The organism is Veronia nyctiphanis, assembly GCF_004116385.1.
GTDB lineage: Bacteria > Pseudomonadota > Gammaproteobacteria > Enterobacterales > Vibrionaceae > Veronia > Veronia nyctiphanis.
Map to the genome: position 1 here is coordinate 177,031 of NZ_PEIB01000004.1, position 18,527 is coordinate 195,557.

The window sequence follows — 18,527 nt, forward strand, 5'->3', positions numbered from 1 at the left end:
GCTCTTTTTTATCCGCATTGTTTAAACAATATTAGTTGCACAAACTCCATATAAAACCCAATTCTTATATTATCGATACTGCATTAGATAACTTAGCTTCTGTTTCATTTTTGATTCATCCTTCTGCTGTTGTAGAACATATAGTTCAGTGGTCTGACCATTAGTTCGGGCCATGGTCAATAGATAATGCGTCTGCCGTTACCTAGCTCTCACCAAGTGTGAGGTTGGGATGCGTGTCTGTAGAGTCCGAAGCGTTAATTCACAGGAGGTGTCATGAAATCACTGTTTCAAGCATTACTTTTTCTTTATCTAATTACGTTCCATCACCTTGCATCCGCGGCCTCACCTCCGAAGAACCCTTTTCTGGCTGATTCTCCGTGGCCAATGTCGCATCAGGGGCCATATGCACAGGGATCGTCAGATTGGCCCGGTCCGACTGCTAACCAAAATTTGACCAACGATTACATGCCCGGATTACCTGTTTCTATCACCTTGGGGTATACCTCTTCGAAATACGGTCAACCTGCTGAGTTTTGGGGGAGTTCACTTTTCACCATATTTAATGGTGAAGCCCGGGACAGCGGAATTCATCGCAATCTGTTTGTGGGTAAACCGATGGCACAAAATGCACTGTCTGGAGCCTACATCGTCGTAGATAAAGATGACGCTGCCTTTATTCCCGTCGGCGATACCTCGATGGGAAAATTCGTCCATCACAAAGCGCCATTCCTTTGGTGGACAACGTCACAGATAAATAAGGTGAAAGAGCTGGCGATACCGAGCGCGTATATTAATGGCAGCAATGACTACATTGTTGGTGTGAATATGACGTATGACGGTCATTTGATAGTGGTTACTGCAAATGGCGTAGTATGTAGCACAGACAGAAACCTAAATAGTTTTGACTGTATCAACCTGCCAGATAATCAGGAGATATCAAATTCAATTGCCGTCGATGAAGAGGGCGGTATATACATTGTCAGTAACAAATACATGAACCGAATCCAATGGACAGGAAGTTCACTCTCCACACATTCAAGTGATGGTGCATGGCAGGCGAATTATGAAACGGGTCCTGAGCAACCGCTGCCGGGCCGCTTGGGCACAGGCTCAGGCTCTACACCTTCACTGATGGGTAATCAAGGGGAAGACCAGTTTGTTGTGGTTACTGACGGTCAGGAGTTGGCGCATTTAGTACTATTCTGGCGTTCAGACATTCCCGCTGATTGGCAGCCGATTGCACCCGGTAAAGACAGAAGAATCGCTGCCGAAGTTCCGATTAAATTTGGTAACCCGTCTGCAACCTCCAGCGTTTCAGAACAGTCTGTTTTGGTTCGTGACCACAGTGCCATGGTAGTGAGTAACGATTATGCGTTCAGCTCTTCGTGGTTACCGGGTTTGCTACAGTACACAACGGTATTTTTCTCCAATGTTGGTCCGAACGCGCCTTATGGCGTCGAGCGCTTCAGTTGGGATAAAAATACTCGAACAGTAAAAAGCGACTGGGCCACAAAAGAAATCAGCTGCCCTAACGGCATTCCAACAATGAGTGCGGCGACACAACTGGCGTACTGTATTGGTCAGCGGGGAGGGAAGTGGACCTTAGAGGGGATTAACTGGCAGACAGGCGCCTCGGCTTTCCACTATAAATTAGGCTTACTGCCAATCAACAACAGCTTTTACGCGGCGACTCAAATCGGTGCAGATGGTGACATTATCACGGGTACATTTGGTGGTGTTGTAAGAATTCGCCAACGATAAATACATAATGGCCTGACTCACTGTGTCAGGCCAGCTTTCGATATCGATGAAGTCGACAGTAGTCAATCACTACAGGTTTTCGGCAGAGTTTTCCGTCCAGTAATAGTGATTATTGGCTTTCTTACTGATGAAACCTTTCTCAGCCAACTCAGCAAACAACTCATCGACTTTTTCATTACTGATATCAAAGTGTTTAACGACAGCACGTTTGCTGCATGCGATCACTTTGTCACGCAGTGCCGCTTCCACTTGTTGCACCAGATTTTGTGAATATGGCTCTGGCTCCTTGGTCTCTTGTTCTGTTGCGCCTTGGCACTGACTAGCCTCGGAAACTTCAACCTGTTTGCTCTCTTCGCCGCGAGTACCAACATCCATATTGGCTGACTGACTTTCCAATAACGCGGATGGATAGTGCTTGGGTAGGCATCAATAGTGACTTCACCATAGCGGCGGAAAAACTGTCTAAAACGCAGCTCCTCACCAATCACACCAACAAAGAAAGCGGCAAAGAAATCAAGTAAGAACGAGAGAAACACAACCAGACCAAGTTGCGCGTCTTGAGTCGACAGCTTTAACGACTTTGCAATACTGTCAATCAGCCCAATAGCGGAACCTTGCGCGACAGGAGGAAGGGCATCTCGCTCAGCGGCGAGCCGGAGTTGTTCCGCTCTTAACTTGTTGTTCTGTTTCTGAATACGTTCAACACCCGTCGCAATGCGCTCCATCTCGATATACTTTTTTGCGGCCAGATCATTGAGCGCGATTTGTTTTTCAATCGCCTCTATCTGCCTGTCGTAAGAGGCAACCTTTGACTCACTGATGGTAATGTGACTTTGTGCTTTATTGGTCGCGCTGTTAATACCACCAATGCTTCCCCCGACTGAAATCGCGGCGAGCACAAGATAGAAAATCAGCGAAACGAGAGCGCCAGAGTAGTTTTTATGTGCCCGTCGTTCGCCATATTCATACCAGGCAAAAAACTTACCTGCTTCGAAAATGATGGCGAGTGTTCCAAACAGCACCCGCATCATTGGGTCATCATCGATAGATAAGAAGAGTAACAGTGAGAAAACCGTTGAGGTAATGACAGCAGCGCCAGTAAAAGAGTAGACGCTGAACATCGCGAAGTGCCCTTTAGGGAAGCGATATCCTATTGATTCTTGGTAATGCATATTTACTTATTATTTTGCTGTATACCCTGTTATTTCTGTGAGGACAGATATAGAAGGGCATAAAAACAGTCAGGATTATTGCGGGAGAATACCCCAACCATGTCGAACATGCTGCCATTTCATTACTCGTAAGGTGTTGATTGGTTGAAATGAACGCTTAATGCTGCTTTTTCATGCGATAAGTACATTGTGACAAAGTTTTTAGTTATGAAATCTCTCTATTCTCTGCATATCCATCATGATCATAACGCACTATAACTAAATTTCTTGTGTTGCATTCAGACAGAAAAAAGGAGGTAAAGCGCCTTAGTCGCTTAGTCAAAGATGATTACTGTGTACCACTATCGATAAATAGTGGTTTTCTCTTGTTCCAGCCCCTCAGACACTTTGCGGTGACAAATACGATTCTCTAGACTCGTTGCTAGCAAATTGTTGCAAGGAGCACAGCAAATGGCTTTATGGAAGAAGTTGGTACTACTCATCGCTTTAATCTCTCCTGTGGTAAGCCAAGCATCATCGAATGAATCAGAAGGCGCTTGGGATCGCGCGCTTGAATCAGCATCGCTAGCCCTGGATGCAGCAAAAGATGCGGGTGAGAATGCTTGGGTTGCAGCAAAAGATAAATCCAGTGATGCATTGGTTTGGCTGGAGGCACGAGCTGGTGAAGGCTGGATCGTTGTAAAAGATCTGTCTGATGATGTTTGGGCATCGTTAACGCGTAATGGTGAAGAACTCTGGGAAGAGTCAAAGGTATTACAACGCAATTTCCTCATTGAAGCGCGGGTCACCATCGATAAAATTCTTGCTCCCGAAAGAAATATTGAAGAACGTCACGAATTATCAAAAGATAAAGATGAAGAGGTGCTGGCTAATCAAGCCTAGCCCTTTCACTAAAAAATCTTGATTGATTTTCTCTTATCCAATGACACTGTGAAACGCATCCTTTTTATGGGTGCGTTTTTTATTTTTATCTCTTCAAAACGCGTAAATTTTCCTGTCCAGAATGGTGCGCAGATTATTCCTTGATGCACCAGAAGTAAGCGCAGCTCAAAACCCCTCACAATAAATGCGTTAACGAATTCTCCTTTTTTCTAATAAAAACCATAGTCTTGGTTAGTTTTGCGATCGGGTTGGCACACTTCTGGCGTGTTGGTGAATGAATTTGGAACTTTGTTCACAAGGAGAAACCTGAAATGGAAAAGATCTTATTACCTATGACACGTAAGCTCGCGATGGTTCTCGCTCTGTCTGGAGCGATGCATGTTTATGCAGATGATGACACGATTAAGGTCGGTGTTCTTCATTCACTGTCGGGAACAATGGCAATCAGCGAAACGACGCTGAAAGACACTGTGTTGATGATGATCGAAGAACAAAACAAAGCAGGCGGCCTTTTGGGTAAAAAGCTTGAGCCTGTTGTCGTTGACCCAGCGTCAAACTGGCCACTGTTCGCGGAAAAAGCACGTGAGCTTATAGAGAAAGAAAAAGTAGATGTGGTTTTCGGTTGTTGGACGTCGGTTTCTCGTAAATCGGTATTGCCCGTTTTCGAAGAGCTAAACAGCTTACTGTTTTATCCGGTGCAATACGAAGGTGAAGAATCATCGAAAAATGTTTTCTACACTGGCGCAGCGCAAACCAGCAAGCAATTCCAGCTGTTGACTATTTAATGGCTGACTTGGATGTTGAGCGCTGGGTTCTTGCAGGGACTGACTATGTTTACCCGCGTACGACCAACAAAATTCTTGAAGCTTACCTGAAAAATAAAGGCGTCAAAGCTGAAGATATCATGGTCAGCTATACCCCATTTGGTCACTCTGACTGGCAGTCAATCGTTTCTGACATCAAGAAGTTTGGCGCATCAGGCAAGAAAACGGCGGTGGTTTCAACCATCAATGGCGATGCCAACGTTCCTTTCTATAAAGAACTGGCTGCACAAGGCGTGAAAGCGGAAGACATTCCTGTTGTTGCTTTCTCGGTTGGTGAAGAAGAATTGTCAGGTATGGATACCTCTGCATTGGTGGGTCACCTTGCTGCATGGAACTACTTCATGAGCGTTGAGACCGATCAGAACGAAGCCTTTGTCGAGAAATGGCACAAGTTCATTAAAGATGACAAGCGCGTGACCAATGACCCAATGGAAGCGACTTACCTTGGCTTCAAAATGTGGGCGAAGGCTGTTGAGAAAGCAGGCACCACAGACTCTGAAGAGGTACAGGAGTCCATCATTGGTGTGACCGTTCCTAACCTCAGCGGCGGATACGCCACCATGATGCCAAATCATCACATTACCAAGCCAGTGTTGATCGGTGAAATTCAGGATGATGGTCAATTTGTCACTGTATGGGAAACATCTGATGTGATTGCAGGCGATGCATGGTCTGATTTTCTTTCAGGCTCTAAAGACCTGTTCGCAAGCTGGTTGAAACCAATGTCTTGCGGCAGTTTCAATGTCACAACAGGTAAATGCTCGGGTGAAAGCAAGTAATTAAAAGTAAGGGCGACCGCCTCAGGTCGCCCGTCTAGCCCAGCTTTTTATTTACGGAGCAATAATGGCTTACACGGATGGCAAAATGGATGTAATTAACAGGCTTTCAGTTGGCATTGCCTCTGCGCGAAGCCAAATTCTTTCGATATTAATACTGCTATTAACACTCTTTTCTACTTCGATATATGCATCAGTGAGTGACTTTCATGACGTTGAAAAAGCTCTGTCTAAAGGCAAGTTCAATGAGAAGCGTGGTGCGGTGTCTTGGCTTGTAACCAGTAACAATGAGAATGCAGAAATCATTCTTAATGGACTGTTAAACAGAAAAGTCGCTTATGACAAAGCGAACAAAAACCTCTGGTTGTTGAAAGAAAAATCGGCGGTTCGCCTTTATGACCAGCAGCGTGTCGAAGATGCAAAACCCCTCAGATTAAAGAAAGTGACGATCAATAACTCGGTCAGAAAAGCGATCAAAGAAGGGTTGGCGAGGCTTGAGTTATCTGCGCCCGACAGTCAAAAACGTCTGGATGCCATCAATCGCTTAATGACGTCTGGTCTTGATGCGCCAACATCGAAGGCGTTAACGGAACTGCGTACTACAGAAAAAAATGAATCTGTAAAACAAGCCATCGAGCTTGCGTTAGCGGCACACGCATTATCGTCTGCCACGCTGCTTAGCGATGAAGCAGTTTTATCACATATCGCTCTTCTCGGTGACTCTGCCCACCCTTACGCGCAACAAGTCTTAAACAAAGCAAAGAGTGAGAACAATTCGCCTGCCGTATCTAAAGCAATAACATTGGCTCTGACTGAGTTGGACCAACATCAGCGCCTGATGCAGGGTGTGGAAACCCTTTACTTTGGTATCAGCCTTGGGTCGGTATTGGTGCTGGCAGGTATTGGTCTTGCGATCACCTTTGGCGTAATGGGCGTTATCAATATGGCTCACGGTGAGCTTGTGATGATTGGGGCTTACTGTACTTATGTGATGCAACAACTGCTGCCGAATGACACAGGTTTGGCGCTTCTGCTGTCTATACCCGCTGCGTTTGTCGTGGCTGGTGCGGTTGGTATGCTGATAGAAAGAACAGTCATACGTCATCTCTACGGACGCCCCTTGGAAACACTGTTGGCAACCTTTGGTATTAGTCTCATTTTACAGCAAGCAGTGCGTTCAATCTTCTCTCCGCTTAACCGTTCTGTCAGCACTCCAGACTTTATGTCAGGCATGCTGGAGATTTCACCCATGCTGTCGCTGACGTGGAACCGTCTCTACATCATCGGATTCTGCCTCATTGTCTTCTTTGGCCTGCTGATGGTGTTGAAGAAAACGCCGTTGGGGCTTCAGGTTCGTGCCGTCTCGCAGAACCGAGCGATGGCGCGAGCAATGGGCGTGCGCTCCGAACGCGTTGATGTAATGACATTTGGTATCGGCGCAGGCGTGGCAGGTATTGCGGGTGTCGCTTTATCTCAGCTTACCAACGTGGGACCAAACATGGGGCAGGCCTACATCATTGACTCATTCATGGTGGTCGTATTCGGTGGTGTTGGAAACCTATGGGGTACGCTGGTCGCGGGTCTCAGTCTCGGAGTGTTTAACAAACTGCTCGAACCTTGGGCTGGTGCGGTACTGGCAAAAATTCTTGTATTGGTATTTATCATTCTCTTTATCCAGAAACGTCCAAAGGGGCTGTTTCCTCAACGTGGCAGAATGGCGGAGGGCTAATCAATGTCTATGAATGATCTTCGTCAACAGCCTGCGAGCTTCAGGCTTATCGCGATTTTACTGGCAATAGCGGTGACAGTACCCATATTAAACTTGGTGGTGCCACAGGGCAGTATTTTCCATGTGGAAACTTACACAGTATCCCTACTGGGTAAATACCTGAGCTATGCCATTCTCGCCTTGGCTGTCGATTTGGTTTGGGGGTATTTGGGTATTTTAAGCCTTGGCCATGGTGCTTTTTTCGCGCTGGGCGGCTATGCCATGGGAATGTATCTGATGCGTCAGATAGGCGATAGGGGTGTTTACGCTGACCCACTGTTGCCAGACTTCATGGTCTTCCTGAACTGGACGGAGTTACCCTGGTTTTGGCACGGCTTCGATCAGTTTTGGTTTGCGTGTTTGATGATTGCGCTTGTGCCCGGTGTGCTTGCTTTTGTCTTTGGCTGGTTGGCATTCCGCTCAAGAGTTTCGGGAGTTTACCTATCAATCATTACTCAGGCACTGACTTACGCGCTGATGCTGGCCTTCTTCCGAAATGAGATGGGTTTTGGTGGGAATAATGGCTTAACAGATTTCAAAGATATCCTCGGCGCCAGTCTGCAGTCAGATGCCACCAAGGTTGCGTTGTTTGTCGCTACCGTTTTGATACTCGTGGCTGTTTATCTGCTTTGTCAGGCCATCGTTAATAGCCGTTTGGGCCGGCTTTCTGTTGCAATCCGCGACGGCGAGGCACGTGTTCGATTCACAGGCTATCGGGTTGAAAATATAAAACTCTGGTTGTTCGTTTTATCTGCGGTCATCGCGGGTATTGCAGGCGCGTTATATGTACCTCAGGTAGGAATCATTAATCCGGGTGAGTTCTCTCCGCTTAACTCTATTGAAGTCGTGGTTTGGGTTGCGCTGGGTGGTAGAGCCACGCTTTACGGCGCAGTAATTGGTGCGGTGTTAGTCAACTATGCCAAGAGCTGGTTTACGGTTGAGTTCCCGGAAGTTTGGCTATTCGCATTGGGTGGATTGTTTGTCGCCTCGACACTGTTTTTCCCAAATGGGGTCAGCGGTATTTTCAAATCACTTGGCGCGATGTTACGACGTGATCAAATTCAAACCCGGGAGGCAAAATGAGCCGTTCAGCAGCAGTCACATCTATGATGGATGTTAAAGGGGTCAAAGCTCTTGAGGGTGTGCAGTCATTTCTGCGTCGTGATGAAGTGTTCGACTTTATTAAGCCTGTCGAAAACCCTTTGGTTGATACCCGAAAGAATATCTTGCTCTACCTCGAAGGCGTATCGGTGTCTTTTGATGGCTTTAAAGCCATCAACGATTTGAACCTTTACATAGAGCCCGGTGAACTGCGATGCATTATCGGGCCAAACGGGGCGGGTAAAACGACCATGATGGATATCATCACAGGCAAGACGCGTCCGGATGAAGGGGAAGTGTGGTTAGGCAGCAACCTTAACTTACTGAAAATGGACGAGGCTGATATCGCCAATGCGGGAATAGGGCGAAAATTCCAAAAACCGACTGTCTTTGAAGCTTTATCGGTTTGGGAAAACCTAGAACTGGCAATGGCAGGTGTGCGATCCACATGGGGCGCATTTAGGGCGATCATGTCGTCCAGTCAAAGAGATGAAGTGAAACGTGTTCTCGCGTTGATCGGGCTTGAAAAAAGCAAAAATGAACCGGCGGGTAAGCTCTCGCACGGACAAAAACAGTGGCTGGAAATTGGCATGTTGTTAATGCAAAAACCACAGCTTTTGCTTGTCGATGAACCCGTTGCCGGAATGACCCATCAGGAGATGGACAGAACCGCAGAGCTGCTCCTTAGCCTCGCAGGTGAGCAGTCAGTGGTAGTGGTTGAGCATGATATGGAATTTGTTCGCTCCATTGCCAGTACGGTCACTGTACTTCATCAGGGGCATGTGCTCGCTGAAGGGAACATGGATTCGATTCAGAGTAACCCTAAGGTCAGGGAAGTGTATCTCGGTAACTAACCATAAGGAGTGTGAAAATGTTACTAGTAGAAGGTGTTAATCAGTTCTACGGCGAAAGCCACACCTTATGGGACCTGAGCATGGATGTGCCCGAAGGTGAATGCACGGTCTTGATGGGGCGAAATGGCGTCGGCAAAACAACGCTGATGCAATGTATTATGGGGTTATTGCCCCTGAAAAGTGGTGAGATTTCCATTGGCGGCCAAAGGATATCCGGCACCTCGACAGAACAGCGACCGCGTCAGGGCATAGGTTATGTACCGCAGGGGCGTCAGATTTTCCCGCTGTTGACTGTTGAAGAAAACTTACAGGTTGGCTTGCCCATTCGAAAACGTAATGACCGAAAAATACCCGCTTTTATCTATGAGTTGTTCCCCGTGCTGAAAGAAATGAAAAGTAGACTGGGAGGCGACTTATCTGGAGGTCAACAGCAACAACTTGCAATAGCGCGTGCGTTAATTGTTGATCCAAAGCTCTTACTGCTTGATGAACCGACAGAAGGTATACAACCGAGTATCGTGAATGAGATTGGCGAAATCATTCAACGGCTTAATCGGGAAATGGGATTGACAGTTTTGCTGGTCGAGCAGAAACTTCATTTTGTGCGCAATTTTGGTCATCGCTATTGCTTGTTGGACCGCGGTAGGGTCGTCGCCAAAGGAGGTATGGAAACTTTGACTGACGATATTGTTGATAAATACTTGACCGTGTAACGAAATATGACCAAAAAGGCATTTTTGCTCTGCATGTTGAGAGCATTCATAAACCAGGGATAGGTAATGTTATGGCTGCGAAAATTCGTAGGCTTAAGGCTGTCGATAACTCAGCTTCAAGTTATGATAATGAACCCCCGCAACTGTCGCCAGAGGGATGGAAGGCTGAACTTGAGCTTGATTTCCATGATCGCGGCGACAAAACTATTCTGAAACGCTACCACCATAGAGGGCCTCTGGCTGTTCAGCGTCCTCTTTATCCTGAAGCGACATTTGCCATATATATTTGCTCCATCCCCCGGGTGGTGTGGTCGGTGGTGATCAGCTGAGCATGCAATGCTATTCAGCATCTGGATCACACGCTTTGTTGACCACCCCCGGCGCGACCCGTTTTTATCGGTCGGGCGGTAAAGTGGCAAAGCTTAATCAGACCTTTGTGGTTGATAGTGGTGCAGTGATGGAGTGGCTTCCGCTCGAGAGTATTGCGTTTCCCGGTACCAGACTGGATGTTGATACTGATATTCGGGTAGCTTCTGATGCCTGCTTCTTTGGCTGGGATATCTGGTGCGTAGGTCGTCCCGCCAATGCTGAGCAGTTCGACAAGGGATTAATCAAAGGCAAAAGTCGTATTTTCATTGATGACCGCCTAGTACTCACCGAAAGAATGCGTATTGGCGAAGGGTCCGGGGTATCGAAAGCGGCTGGCCTTCGAGACTACCCAGTCACCGCGAACGCTTATATTGTGTGCTCAGACGGTGATGCTTTATGTTCCTCTTGGCAAGACATGCTTGAGGAAGAAAAAGACAGCGATGATTTCCAGTCAGCCGTTGTTGGCGCAAGTTATATCGATGGCCTGACGGTAGTACGTGGTCTCGCGGAAAATACTGAAACCATGTTCCGTATTTTCACCCGCCTTTGGCAGCACGCACGAAATCATTGGCAAGGACAAACGCCGGGCGTACCTCGTATCTGGTTGGTTTGATATCAGCTTGGAAGCATCTTGAAAGCCATTAAAGAAAAAGAGCACATAACGTGCTCTTTTTTATGTTCATTGGGCTGACAATTAAATTAATCAGTGCCTACGCCTTGTGAAATCTTCTTTGAACACATCTGATGTTCGATCCAGACCAGATCCTTGCCCATTAACGTTGCGGTTTTTCGGCGACACGGCTTGCCTATTTTGTGCTGTGCACCAGTCGACCTCGGTTTGAAGCGGTGTGGCATTATTTGGCAGAGCACTCAACTCTGTGGCAAGCGATCGGCCAAGAATTTCTTCTGCCACAGCCTGAGCACGTGTTCTGACACTGAGGTCTGACAACCTGTTCCTTTGCCCCCATCGCACAATATAGTCGGCGCATTTCGCAGTATTCGGGTCTGGATTTGTGGTGAATGCAACATCAGCGACGGCACCGTATTGGATGAACATCATGACTTCTTCGAACAGCATGGCAACATCTTCTGCACCATATCTGTCATGGTCGCTGTATCCGTAAAGGTGCGCTGCACCATCAGTCGCGAACATCACCCCTGCGTCATAAGGGGTTAATGCTTTGAGTGCGTTTGTTGCCGCCTTACCGGCGTATCTTACGCTGGCGGCGCTTTTTAATGTTTCTGAATTGAGTGGGTAACGCTTTTTAGCTGTTGATTAATATACAACTCGGGAAATAGGGAAATTGCTTCATCGAAATCACCAAAGTAGAGCAATGTCATCAGGCGATCAGGAGGGAGAAAGTCGTTTGCGTGCGCAAGTTCGTGAACCAGCAAGGCAAAAAGCCTCGGAGCCAGCTCTTCGGTTGTGCGAAATGGATTTGACGTACTTAACGTATTTGATACTTCTAGTCGGCTGTTATCAGATGGGTTGATATAACGCATGGGTGTGGCAAATTGAAGCGGTCTACCAAAGTCTTGTCGATAGTCGTCTTTCTTTTCAATGGTGTTCCATTCAGAGAGGTCTCGCCACAAGTATCGCGGATCGAGGTAAATGGAGCCTGTCAAAGGATGGTAAAAAGCGGGCCGTGTATCGTAGCTGATCACGATGGCATTAACCGGTTTGAACAGGTTCAACAGATCTTGATTGTCTATCTGTTGTAGCGCAGCGATTAAACTGTCGCCCATCCAGTCATGAGTGGTCACAATTCTATCTCTAATGTCGTTAAGGGTAACGTTATAGAAATATTTGTCGGCCCCCAGAGGGCGAATCTCAGAAAGGTCGCATGACTCATTCGTCTTGTAAGCATTTGCACAATCGATCTGTTTCTGCCCGTCAGGCTGGTTATTGTAAGCTCTCAAAACGGTAGCTGAGCCAGAATTGGCTGCATTGTTTCCAGCAGAGGCGTTAGCGTTATTGACCGTATTAGAGTCAGAGCCTCCTCCACACCCACTGAGCAGCAAGAGCAATGTTATGTACCTAAAGTGTTTAATTGTTCTGCAAAGACATTCCATCAATCGTCACCGGTTTAAATCCTTGTTATCGCTAATGAGTGCCGCGAAACATTAAACCGTTCACGCCATGTGCATTCTCGTCTCAAAAAGGAAACGCATTGCTGGCAAGTATGGAGTGCGAATTTCACGAATGAATGCTGACGGTTGAACAAAAGAGGGCTCAAATTTTTCCCTGATTTAAATCACTCTTTGGCACTAAATTAGTGCACTAAAACTCGATTGTGCACAAAAGGTGCAAAAATGTTGTCCGCTATGTTGAGCTTTATCCTTCTCTCCCTTTAACTTCTTGTTAAGTCGATATTTTCGATTCACCTCACCAATAGGCACGGCTTTTGCTGAGTCAGATTGTAATCTGGTGAACGAATGTCACATAGGCAAGTGTGTTCGATATGACGTCAGGGAGGGGAAATGGAGCTGACACCCAGAGAAAAAGACAAGTTAATGCTGTTTACGGCAGCACTACTGGCAGAGCGAAGAAAAGACAAGGGACTTAAATTGAATTACCCGGAGTCTGTCGCTTTTATCAGTGCTGCGATCCTTGAAGGAGCGAGAGAAGGCAAAACAGTGCAGAGCTGATGGATTTTGGCAGAACCGTCTTATCAGCCGAAGACGTCATGGAGGGGGTAGCATCAATGATCCACGATGTTCAGGTTGAGGCGACTTTTCCTGATGGTACCAAACTTGTCACTGTTCACGATCCCATCGTTTAGGTTGTTCACAAGCAAAGGTGTAACGTTGATGACTGCAAAAAAGAAGAAGCCAAAGCCACTGATTCCGGGTGAGTTTTTACCCGCTGATGGCGACATTACGCTGAATGAGGGACGAAAAACACTCGAGGTGGTTGTTGCCAACCTCGGTGACCGACCCATTCAGGTGGGATCGCACTATCACTTTTTTGAAACCAATGATGCACTCGACTTCGACAGGGAGGCGACGCGTGGATTCAGGCTGAATATTGCCTCTGGTACCGCAATGCGTTTTGAACCGGGCCAGACCCGCACCATTGAGTTAGTTGAGTATGCAGGGAAGCGCGAAGTATATGGCTTTAAAGGACGCTGCATGGGTGCCGTCTGAGGTTAGTGAGTGTCAGGACGCAATAAGAGTATCGAGTTTCAAAGCTCAGGGAGGAAATGAAAAGCATGGTGAGTATTTCCCGACAAGCATATGGCGAAATGTTTGGGCCAACAACAGGCGATAGATTAAGACTCGCCGATACGGATTTGATTCTTGAGGTAGAGAAAGACTTCACGGTTTACGGTGACGAAGTCAAATTCGGTGGTGGTAAAACGATTCGAGATGGTATGGGCCAAAGCCAAAGACCATCATCAGAAACACCAGATTTAGTCATTACCAACGCCATTATTCTCGATTATTGGGGCATAGTAAAAGCGGATATCGCGGTAAAAAACGGCCTTATCTCCGCCATTGGTAAGGCGGGTAACCCTGATGTGCAGTCTGGCGTTGATATTATCATTGGACCAGGCACTGAAATCATTGCGGGCGAGGGTAATATCATCACTGCTGGTGGTATCGACGCCCACATCCACTTTATTTGTCCGCAACAAATCGATGAAGCATTGGCATCTGGCGTGACTACGATGCTGGGTGGCGGTACCGGACCCGCAACAGGAACCAACGCGACGACCTGTACGCCTGGCCCATGGAATCTGGCAAGAATGCTGGAGTCGTTGGATGAATTCCCCATGAACTTTGGTCTTCTCGGTAAAGGGAATGCCAGCCAGCCACAGGGGCTGACCGAACAAATCGATGCAGGCGCAATCGGCCTTAAGCTACATGAAGACTGGGGCACAACACCTGCAGCGATTGACTGTTGTCTTAATGTCGCAGAAGAAATGGATATCCAGATTGCGATTCATACTGACACATTGAATGAATCGGGATTTGTAGAATCAACGCTGAACGCCATCGGTGATAGAGTGATCCACACTTACCACACCGAGGGTGCGGGTGGTGGTCACGCGCCAGACATTATCAAAGCCGCGGGTCAGGCAAATGTATTGCCTTCGTCTACCAACCCTACCCGGCCCTATACCGTCAACACCGTCGATGAACATTTGGACATGCTGATGGTGTGTCACCACCTTTCTCCAGCGATTGCAGAAGATGTTGCATTTGCTGAGTCACGTATTCGCCGAGAGACGATTGCGGCAGAAGATATACTGCACGACCTTGGTGCGTTTTCAATGATTGCCTCTGACTCTCAGGCGATGGGCCGGGTCGGTGAGGTCATCACGCGAACTTGGCAAACGGCGCACAAAATGAAGGTGCAGCGTGGCAGCTTGGAAGGGGACCCTTCGACGAACGACAACTCCCGCCTCAAACGTTACTTGGCTAAGTACACGATTAACCCGGCAATTAGCCATGGTATTTCGCACCACGTAGGGTCTGTCGAAGTGGGAAAATTGGCTGACTTGGTGTTGTGGAAGCCTGCATTCTTCGGCGTGAAGATCAATCGTGCTGAAAGGTGGAGCTATAGCGATGGCGCCAATGGGGGACCCGAATGCCTCGATTCCAACCCCGCAACCGGTTCACTACCGCCCAATGTTCGGAAATTATGGGAAGGCAGCATACAGAACGTCGACATTGTTCATGTCTCAATCTGCTGTCGACAAAGACATTGCAGGCCAACTGAGCCTGAACAGCCGTATCGAAGCGGTGGTGAATTGTCGAAATATCTCGAAAGCAGATATGAAGCTGAATAGCTGGCAGCCGAATATCGAAGTGGATTCCCAGACATATGAAGTGCGTGCAGATGGCGAGCTACTCGTCTGCGAACCTGCCACAGAATTACCAATGGCTCAACGCTACTTTTTGTTCTAGTCACTCAGTGATTTGACGGAATATTTTTCACAAGGAGAAGGTGATGAAGAAACTGACACATCTTGTAGATAGTGACCTTGTCACTTTTGATGGTCGTGTGAGCCTTACCATCGATCAGCGTATCAAAAGTCGCCTCAAAGTGGTTCTGGCGAGTGGTGAGGATGCAGGTATCTTTTTGCCTCGCGGGCGAATTTTACGCGGCGGTGAAGCACTGGCGACAGACGACGGATTTACGGTAGAAGTGGTCGCTGCTGATGAAACGGTATCAACAGTGACTGCCGACAGCCCGCTTTTAATGGCGCGGCTTTGCTATCACCTTGGTAATCGCCATGTACCGCTTGAAATTACTGAAACGTATTTACGCTACCAACATGACCATGTGTTAGATGAAATGGTGGTGTTATTAGGTGGACAGGTGTTAGTCGAGCAAGCGCCATTTGAACCTGAGGCTGGCGCATACGGTCAGCAAGAATCGGGGCATCACCACCACCATCATGAACATGAATAATTGAATCAAACATTAGCCGACAAGGAGACAACAATGAATAAATTAACTTACGGCGCAGTGCTGACGACAACGTTGCTTTCATCGACGACAGCACAGCACATAACGGTGAACATACTTTTGATTTTGGTGCTCTTCATAGCCTTTTACATACTGTGTCTGCAGCGTTACCTGCGTTGTTCGTTGCTGCATCAGCTGGTGCAATGTTATGGGTGGGCTTCCGTATCTATAAAGCATCCAAAACTGACAAAGGCGTCGATAATAACAAGCGCGTCATGAACCGCTAAAAAGGTGCAGCGGATGCATGAAGACTTTCGACTTTTTCAACTGATAAGCCCGTCTCTGCCCGTCGGTGCATTCAGTTATTCTCAGGGGCTTGAATATGCCATTGAGCTTGGTTGGGTAAAGAATGTCGAGCAGTTCAACGACTGGATGGTCAGCATGATAGAAGACAGCCTCGTTACCCTAGAGCTTCCCATTTTGAGGCGGATGTATCATGCATTTTCGGAGGGCGATCTCGATCAGATTAGCGAGTTGAATCGCCTTTTCTATGCCAATCGTGAAACGGCGGAGCTACGTGCTGAAGAGAAGGCGCGAGGTAAGGCGATGGCGAGACTGTTACAGAAGCTGGGGATGAACCCAAGCAGTGACAGTAGACAGTCAGAGTTACTCAGTCAAAACAGCTTGGTAGGCTTTGCGTATGCCTGTCATCACTGGCATATCGATGAGGACAAGATGTGTAGTGGCTACCTGTGGAGTTGGCTCGAAAACGCAACAATGGCAGGGATAAAGCTCATTCCGCTTGGTCAGTCTGATGGACAAAAACTGATGTTGGCGTTGAACGAAAGCATGTCTGATGCAATAGATAGCTCGAAACAAGTGATCGATGAGGATATAGGCAGTTATACACCTGCACAGGTGCTTGCCTCCAGCAAACACGAAACACAATATACCCGGCTTTTCCGGTCTTAAGGAGAGAGAATGGATTACAAACAACCATTGCGAATTGGCGTCGGTGGCCCTGTTGGTTCGGGGAAGACGGCGCTTCTGGAAGTACTGTGTAAGTCACTGCGCGACAAATATCAGATAGCGGTAGTGACAAACGATATTTATACCCGTGAAGATCAGCGTTTACTGACTGAAGCTGAAGCGCTTGAAGCAGACCGTATTGTAGGTGTTGAAACAGGCGGTTGCCCGCATACGGCGATTCGTGAAGATGCTTCAATGAATCTGGAGGCGGTTGAGACGCTGGCCAAAAAACATAAAAACCTTGATGTGGTTTTTGTAGAAAGTGGTGGCGATAACCTGAGTGCGACGTTCAGCCTGAACTTGCTGACCTGACTATCTATGTGATTGATGTGGCCGAAGGCGAGAAAATCCCCAGAAAAGGCGGCCCGGGTATAACGCGCTCTGACTTGCTGGTCATCAACAAAATCGACCTTGCCCCATACGTTGGTGCATCCCTTGAGATCATGGATTCTGACACCAAGAGAATGCGCCCTGAAAAGCCTTATGTTTTCACTAACCTCAAAGAACAGAAAGGGTTGGATGTGATCATTGAGTTTATTGAAACGCAGGGAATGCTGTCGATGGCAAGCTAACCCGCTACTTAGCTGAAAAGAGGGGGACAGCAGTATATGCTGTCCTTTTTTGTATTAAGCAGTGGCTTCTTCTTGCTTCGCTTTATGGTATTTACTTTCGCCAATCAGCGCGCATAGCAAGCAAACAATTGATACCAGATAAGAGACAAACAGAATCATAAATCCACCATCCCAGCCGAAGTGGTCAACGGTATAACCGAGAATCGCATTGGCCGCGACAGCACCACCAAGATAACCAAACAACCCCGTTAAACCGGCAGCTGTTCCTGCTGCTTTCTTCGGCGCCAGCTCCAGAGCATAAAGACCGATCAGCATAACCGGGCCGTAGATCAGGAAGCCGATTGCAATCAGTGCGAGCATGTCTATGGTCGGATTACCCGCCGGGTTGAACCAGTAAACCAACACGGCGAGAGTCACCAATGCCATGAAGAGGATGCCAGCGGATGCACGACGCCCTTTGAACAGTTTGTCGGAGATCCAACCGCATAGCAGCGTGCCCGGAATACCCGCCCATTCGTAAAGGAAATACGCCCATGAAGACTTATCGACACTGAATCCTTTTGCTTCTTTAAGGTAGACAGTTGCCCAGTCCAATACGCCATATCGGATCAAGTACACAAAGGCGTTAGCGACGGCGATTGACCACAGAAGTTTGTTAGAAAATATACTTGAAGAAGATTTCCTTCGCCGTCATCTCTTTTTCCTGAGAGGGGTCGTAATCATCTGGGTAGTCGTTTTTGTACTCTTCAATCGCAGGCAGTCCGCATGACTGAGGTGTATCGCGCAGTGTCAGCCAAATAAAGAAGGCAACCAGCGTAGCGAAGAAGGCGGGGACATAAAATGCTGTTTTCCAGTCATCGTTAAATGCCCAAAGCCCCAGAAGAAACATAGGCCCGATCAGTCCGCCGCCGACGTTATGAGCGATATTCCAGACAGAGACAATTTCACTCCTTTCTTTCTTCGACCACCAGTGAACCATGGTTCGATAGCCGCAGCATTGTAATCAAGGACAAATCATTGTCTGTGACATAGAGTGGATTAATCGTCTAGAACTGGGTATTGAGGTGTAGTTAATCTGTATTTTTGGGTCTTTCATCAACCGAGCCTAAAAAAGAAGCAAAACTATGATGTTTTTATAAAGAAAAAAGTCTCCTCTTTGATTTCGCTTCTTTCTTTTTGATTTATACGCATAAAAAACAGAGAGATAGAAAAAATTGAGAAGGTAGACGAAATTACACTTTGCCGCTGGATTTGTAAAATAGTGAGTGGTCAATTGGTTCTTTTGGG

The 18,527-nt window shown here is 47.3% G+C and carries 15 protein-coding genes and 6 pseudogenes; 16 read left to right on the top strand and 5 right to left on the bottom strand.

Annotated features, from left to right (window positions below; genetic code table 11):
• Positions 1–273: 273 nt before the first annotated feature.
• Positions 274–1,761, top strand: a complete 1,488-nt coding sequence (locus CS022_RS05635) for a hypothetical protein (protein WP_129121472.1) — start codon at positions 274–276, stop codon at positions 1,759–1,761.
• Between the two features lie 69 nt (positions 1,762–1,830).
• Here CS022_RS05635 and CS022_RS25985 read toward each other — a convergent pair whose 3' ends face one another.
• Entirely contained in the window at positions 1,831–2,010 is a 180-nt protein-coding gene (locus CS022_RS25985; protein ID WP_235869276.1) for a hypothetical protein, read from the bottom strand.
• A complete protein-coding gene (locus CS022_RS05640) occupies positions 1,983–2,933 on the bottom strand; it encodes a Preprotein translocase subunit SecY (protein WP_408057214.1) in 951 nt (316 codons plus the stop codon). The genes CS022_RS25985 and CS022_RS05640 overlap by 28 nt, the downstream gene beginning before the upstream one ends.
• A gap of 450 nt (positions 2,934–3,383) precedes the next feature.
• On the opposite strand from CS022_RS05640, the gene CS022_RS05645 reads away from it, so the two are divergent.
• The 8 genes and pseudogenes from CS022_RS05645 to CS022_RS05680 all read left to right on the top strand — a co-directional run bounded on the left by CS022_RS05645 (position 3,384) and on the right by CS022_RS05680 (position 10,833).
• Positions 3,384–3,815: a hypothetical protein gene (locus CS022_RS05645; RefSeq protein ID WP_129121473.1), complete on the top strand. Its 432-nt coding sequence runs from the start codon at positions 3,384–3,386 to the stop codon at positions 3,813–3,815.
• A 380-nt stretch (positions 3,816–4,195) separates the two neighbouring features.
• Positions 4,196–5,418: pseudogene (gene urtA, locus CS022_RS05650) on the top strand (urea ABC transporter substrate-binding protein); the annotation flags it as partial.
• Between the two features lie 820 nt (positions 5,419–6,238).
• A pseudogene (urtB, locus tag CS022_RS28015) lies at positions 6,239–7,144 on the top strand (urea ABC transporter permease subunit UrtB); the annotation flags it as partial.
• 9 nt (positions 7,145–7,153) lie between these two features.
• On the top strand, positions 7,154–8,266 hold the full coding sequence (urtC, locus tag CS022_RS05660; RefSeq protein ID WP_129121532.1) for an urea ABC transporter permease subunit UrtC: 1,113 nt from the start codon (positions 7,154–7,156) through the stop codon (positions 8,264–8,266).
• Positions 8,267–8,292: 26 nt separating this feature from the next.
• Positions 8,293–9,138: an urea ABC transporter ATP-binding protein UrtD gene (gene urtD, locus CS022_RS05665; protein ID WP_408057218.1), complete on the top strand. Its 846-nt coding sequence runs from the start codon at positions 8,293–8,295 to the stop codon at positions 9,136–9,138.
• Positions 9,139–9,155: 17 nt separating this feature from the next.
• On the top strand, positions 9,156–9,851 hold the full coding sequence (gene urtE / locus CS022_RS05670; RefSeq protein ID WP_129121475.1) for an urea ABC transporter ATP-binding subunit UrtE: 696 nt from the start codon (positions 9,156–9,158) through the stop codon (positions 9,849–9,851).
• 71 nt (positions 9,852–9,922) lie between these two features.
• The gene (locus CS022_RS05675) at positions 9,923–10,180 is read left to right on the top strand and encodes a hypothetical protein (protein ID WP_129121476.1); all 258 of its coding nucleotides are present in this window, start codon (positions 9,923–9,925) and stop codon (positions 10,178–10,180) included.
• A 2-nt stretch (positions 10,181–10,182) separates the two neighbouring features.
• Positions 10,183–10,833 carry an urease accessory protein UreD gene (locus CS022_RS05680; RefSeq protein WP_235869277.1) on the top strand — a complete coding sequence of 217 codons (651 nt, stop codon included), beginning with the start codon at positions 10,183–10,185 and terminating at the stop codon, positions 10,831–10,833.
• 90 nt (positions 10,834–10,923) lie between these two features.
• Here the strand turns inward: CS022_RS05680 and CS022_RS05685 are convergent, their stop codons facing one another.
• Together CS022_RS05685 and CS022_RS05690 are read right to left on the bottom strand one after the other, a co-directional pair.
• Entirely contained in the window at positions 10,924–11,373 is a 450-nt protein-coding gene (locus CS022_RS05685; protein ID WP_129121478.1) for a hypothetical protein, read from the bottom strand.
• An 80-nt stretch (positions 11,374–11,453) separates the two neighbouring features.
• A complete protein-coding gene (locus CS022_RS05690; RefSeq protein WP_129121479.1) occupies positions 11,454–12,248 on the bottom strand; it encodes a hypothetical protein in 795 nt (264 codons plus the stop codon).
• A 453-nt stretch (positions 12,249–12,701) separates the two neighbouring features.
• Here CS022_RS05690 and ureA point away from each other — a divergent pair.
• From ureA to ureG, 7 genes and pseudogenes are all read left to right on the top strand, one after another.
• A pseudogene (gene ureA, locus CS022_RS05695) lies at positions 12,702–13,003 on the top strand (urease subunit gamma).
• A gap of 28 nt (positions 13,004–13,031) precedes the next feature.
• Complete coding sequence (locus tag CS022_RS05700; RefSeq protein ID WP_201746217.1) at positions 13,032–13,367, top strand: urease subunit beta; 336 nt, start codon at positions 13,032–13,034, stop codon at positions 13,365–13,367.
• Between the two features lie 65 nt (positions 13,368–13,432).
• Positions 13,433–15,134: pseudogene (gene ureC / locus CS022_RS05705) on the top strand (urease subunit alpha).
• 43 nt (positions 15,135–15,177) lie between these two features.
• Positions 15,178–15,642, top strand: a complete 465-nt coding sequence (gene ureE / locus CS022_RS05710; RefSeq protein WP_129121480.1) for an urease accessory protein UreE — start codon at positions 15,178–15,180, stop codon at positions 15,640–15,642.
• Between the two features lie 152 nt (positions 15,643–15,794).
• On the top strand, positions 15,795–15,926 hold the full coding sequence (locus tag CS022_RS27180; RefSeq protein WP_268967868.1) for a hypothetical protein: 132 nt from the start codon (positions 15,795–15,797) through the stop codon (positions 15,924–15,926).
• 13 nt (positions 15,927–15,939) lie between these two features.
• Positions 15,940–16,611, top strand: coding sequence for an urease accessory protein UreF (locus CS022_RS05720; RefSeq protein WP_129121482.1), 672 nt, complete (start codon positions 15,940–15,942; stop codon positions 16,609–16,611).
• Positions 16,612–16,620: 9 nt separating this feature from the next.
• Positions 16,621–17,240: pseudogene (ureG, locus tag CS022_RS05725) on the top strand (urease accessory protein UreG).
• A gap of 54 nt (positions 17,241–17,294) precedes the next feature.
• Here ureG and CS022_RS05730 read toward each other — a convergent pair.
• Positions 17,295–18,225: pseudogene (locus CS022_RS05730) on the bottom strand (MFS transporter); the annotation flags it as partial.
• Positions 18,226–18,527: the final 302 nt, after the last annotated feature.

Coding starts and splice junctions, on each gene's coding strand:
- CS022_RS05635 (WP_129121472.1), top strand. CDS start 274: ATGAAATCACTGTTTCAAGCATTACTTTTTCTTTATCTAATTACGTTC.
- CS022_RS05640 (WP_408057214.1), bottom strand. CDS start 2,933: ATGCATTACCAAGAATCAATAGGATATCGCTTCCCTAAAGGGCACTTC.
- CS022_RS05645 (WP_129121473.1), top strand. CDS start 3,384: ATGGCTTTATGGAAGAAGTTGGTACTACTCATCGCTTTAATCTCTCCT.
- urtC (WP_129121532.1), top strand. CDS start 7,154: ATGAATGATCTTCGTCAACAGCCTGCGAGCTTCAGGCTTATCGCGATT.
- urtD (WP_408057218.1), top strand. CDS start 8,293: ATGGATGTTAAAGGGGTCAAAGCTCTTGAGGGTGTGCAGTCATTTCTG.
- urtE (WP_129121475.1), top strand. CDS start 9,156: ATGTTACTAGTAGAAGGTGTTAATCAGTTCTACGGCGAAAGCCACACC.
- CS022_RS05675 (WP_129121476.1), top strand. CDS start 9,923: ATGGCTGCGAAAATTCGTAGGCTTAAGGCTGTCGATAACTCAGCTTCA.
- CS022_RS05680 (WP_235869277.1), top strand. CDS start 10,183: ATGCAATGCTATTCAGCATCTGGATCACACGCTTTGTTGACCACCCCC.
- CS022_RS05685 (WP_129121478.1), bottom strand. CDS start 11,373: ATGTTCGCGACTGATGGTGCAGCGCACCTTTACGGATACAGCGACCAT.
- CS022_RS05700 (WP_201746217.1), top strand. CDS start 13,032: ATGACTGCAAAAAAGAAGAAGCCAAAGCCACTGATTCCGGGTGAGTTT.
- ureE (WP_129121480.1), top strand. CDS start 15,178: ATGAAGAAACTGACACATCTTGTAGATAGTGACCTTGTCACTTTTGAT.
- CS022_RS05720 (WP_129121482.1), top strand. CDS start 15,940: ATGCATGAAGACTTTCGACTTTTTCAACTGATAAGCCCGTCTCTGCCC.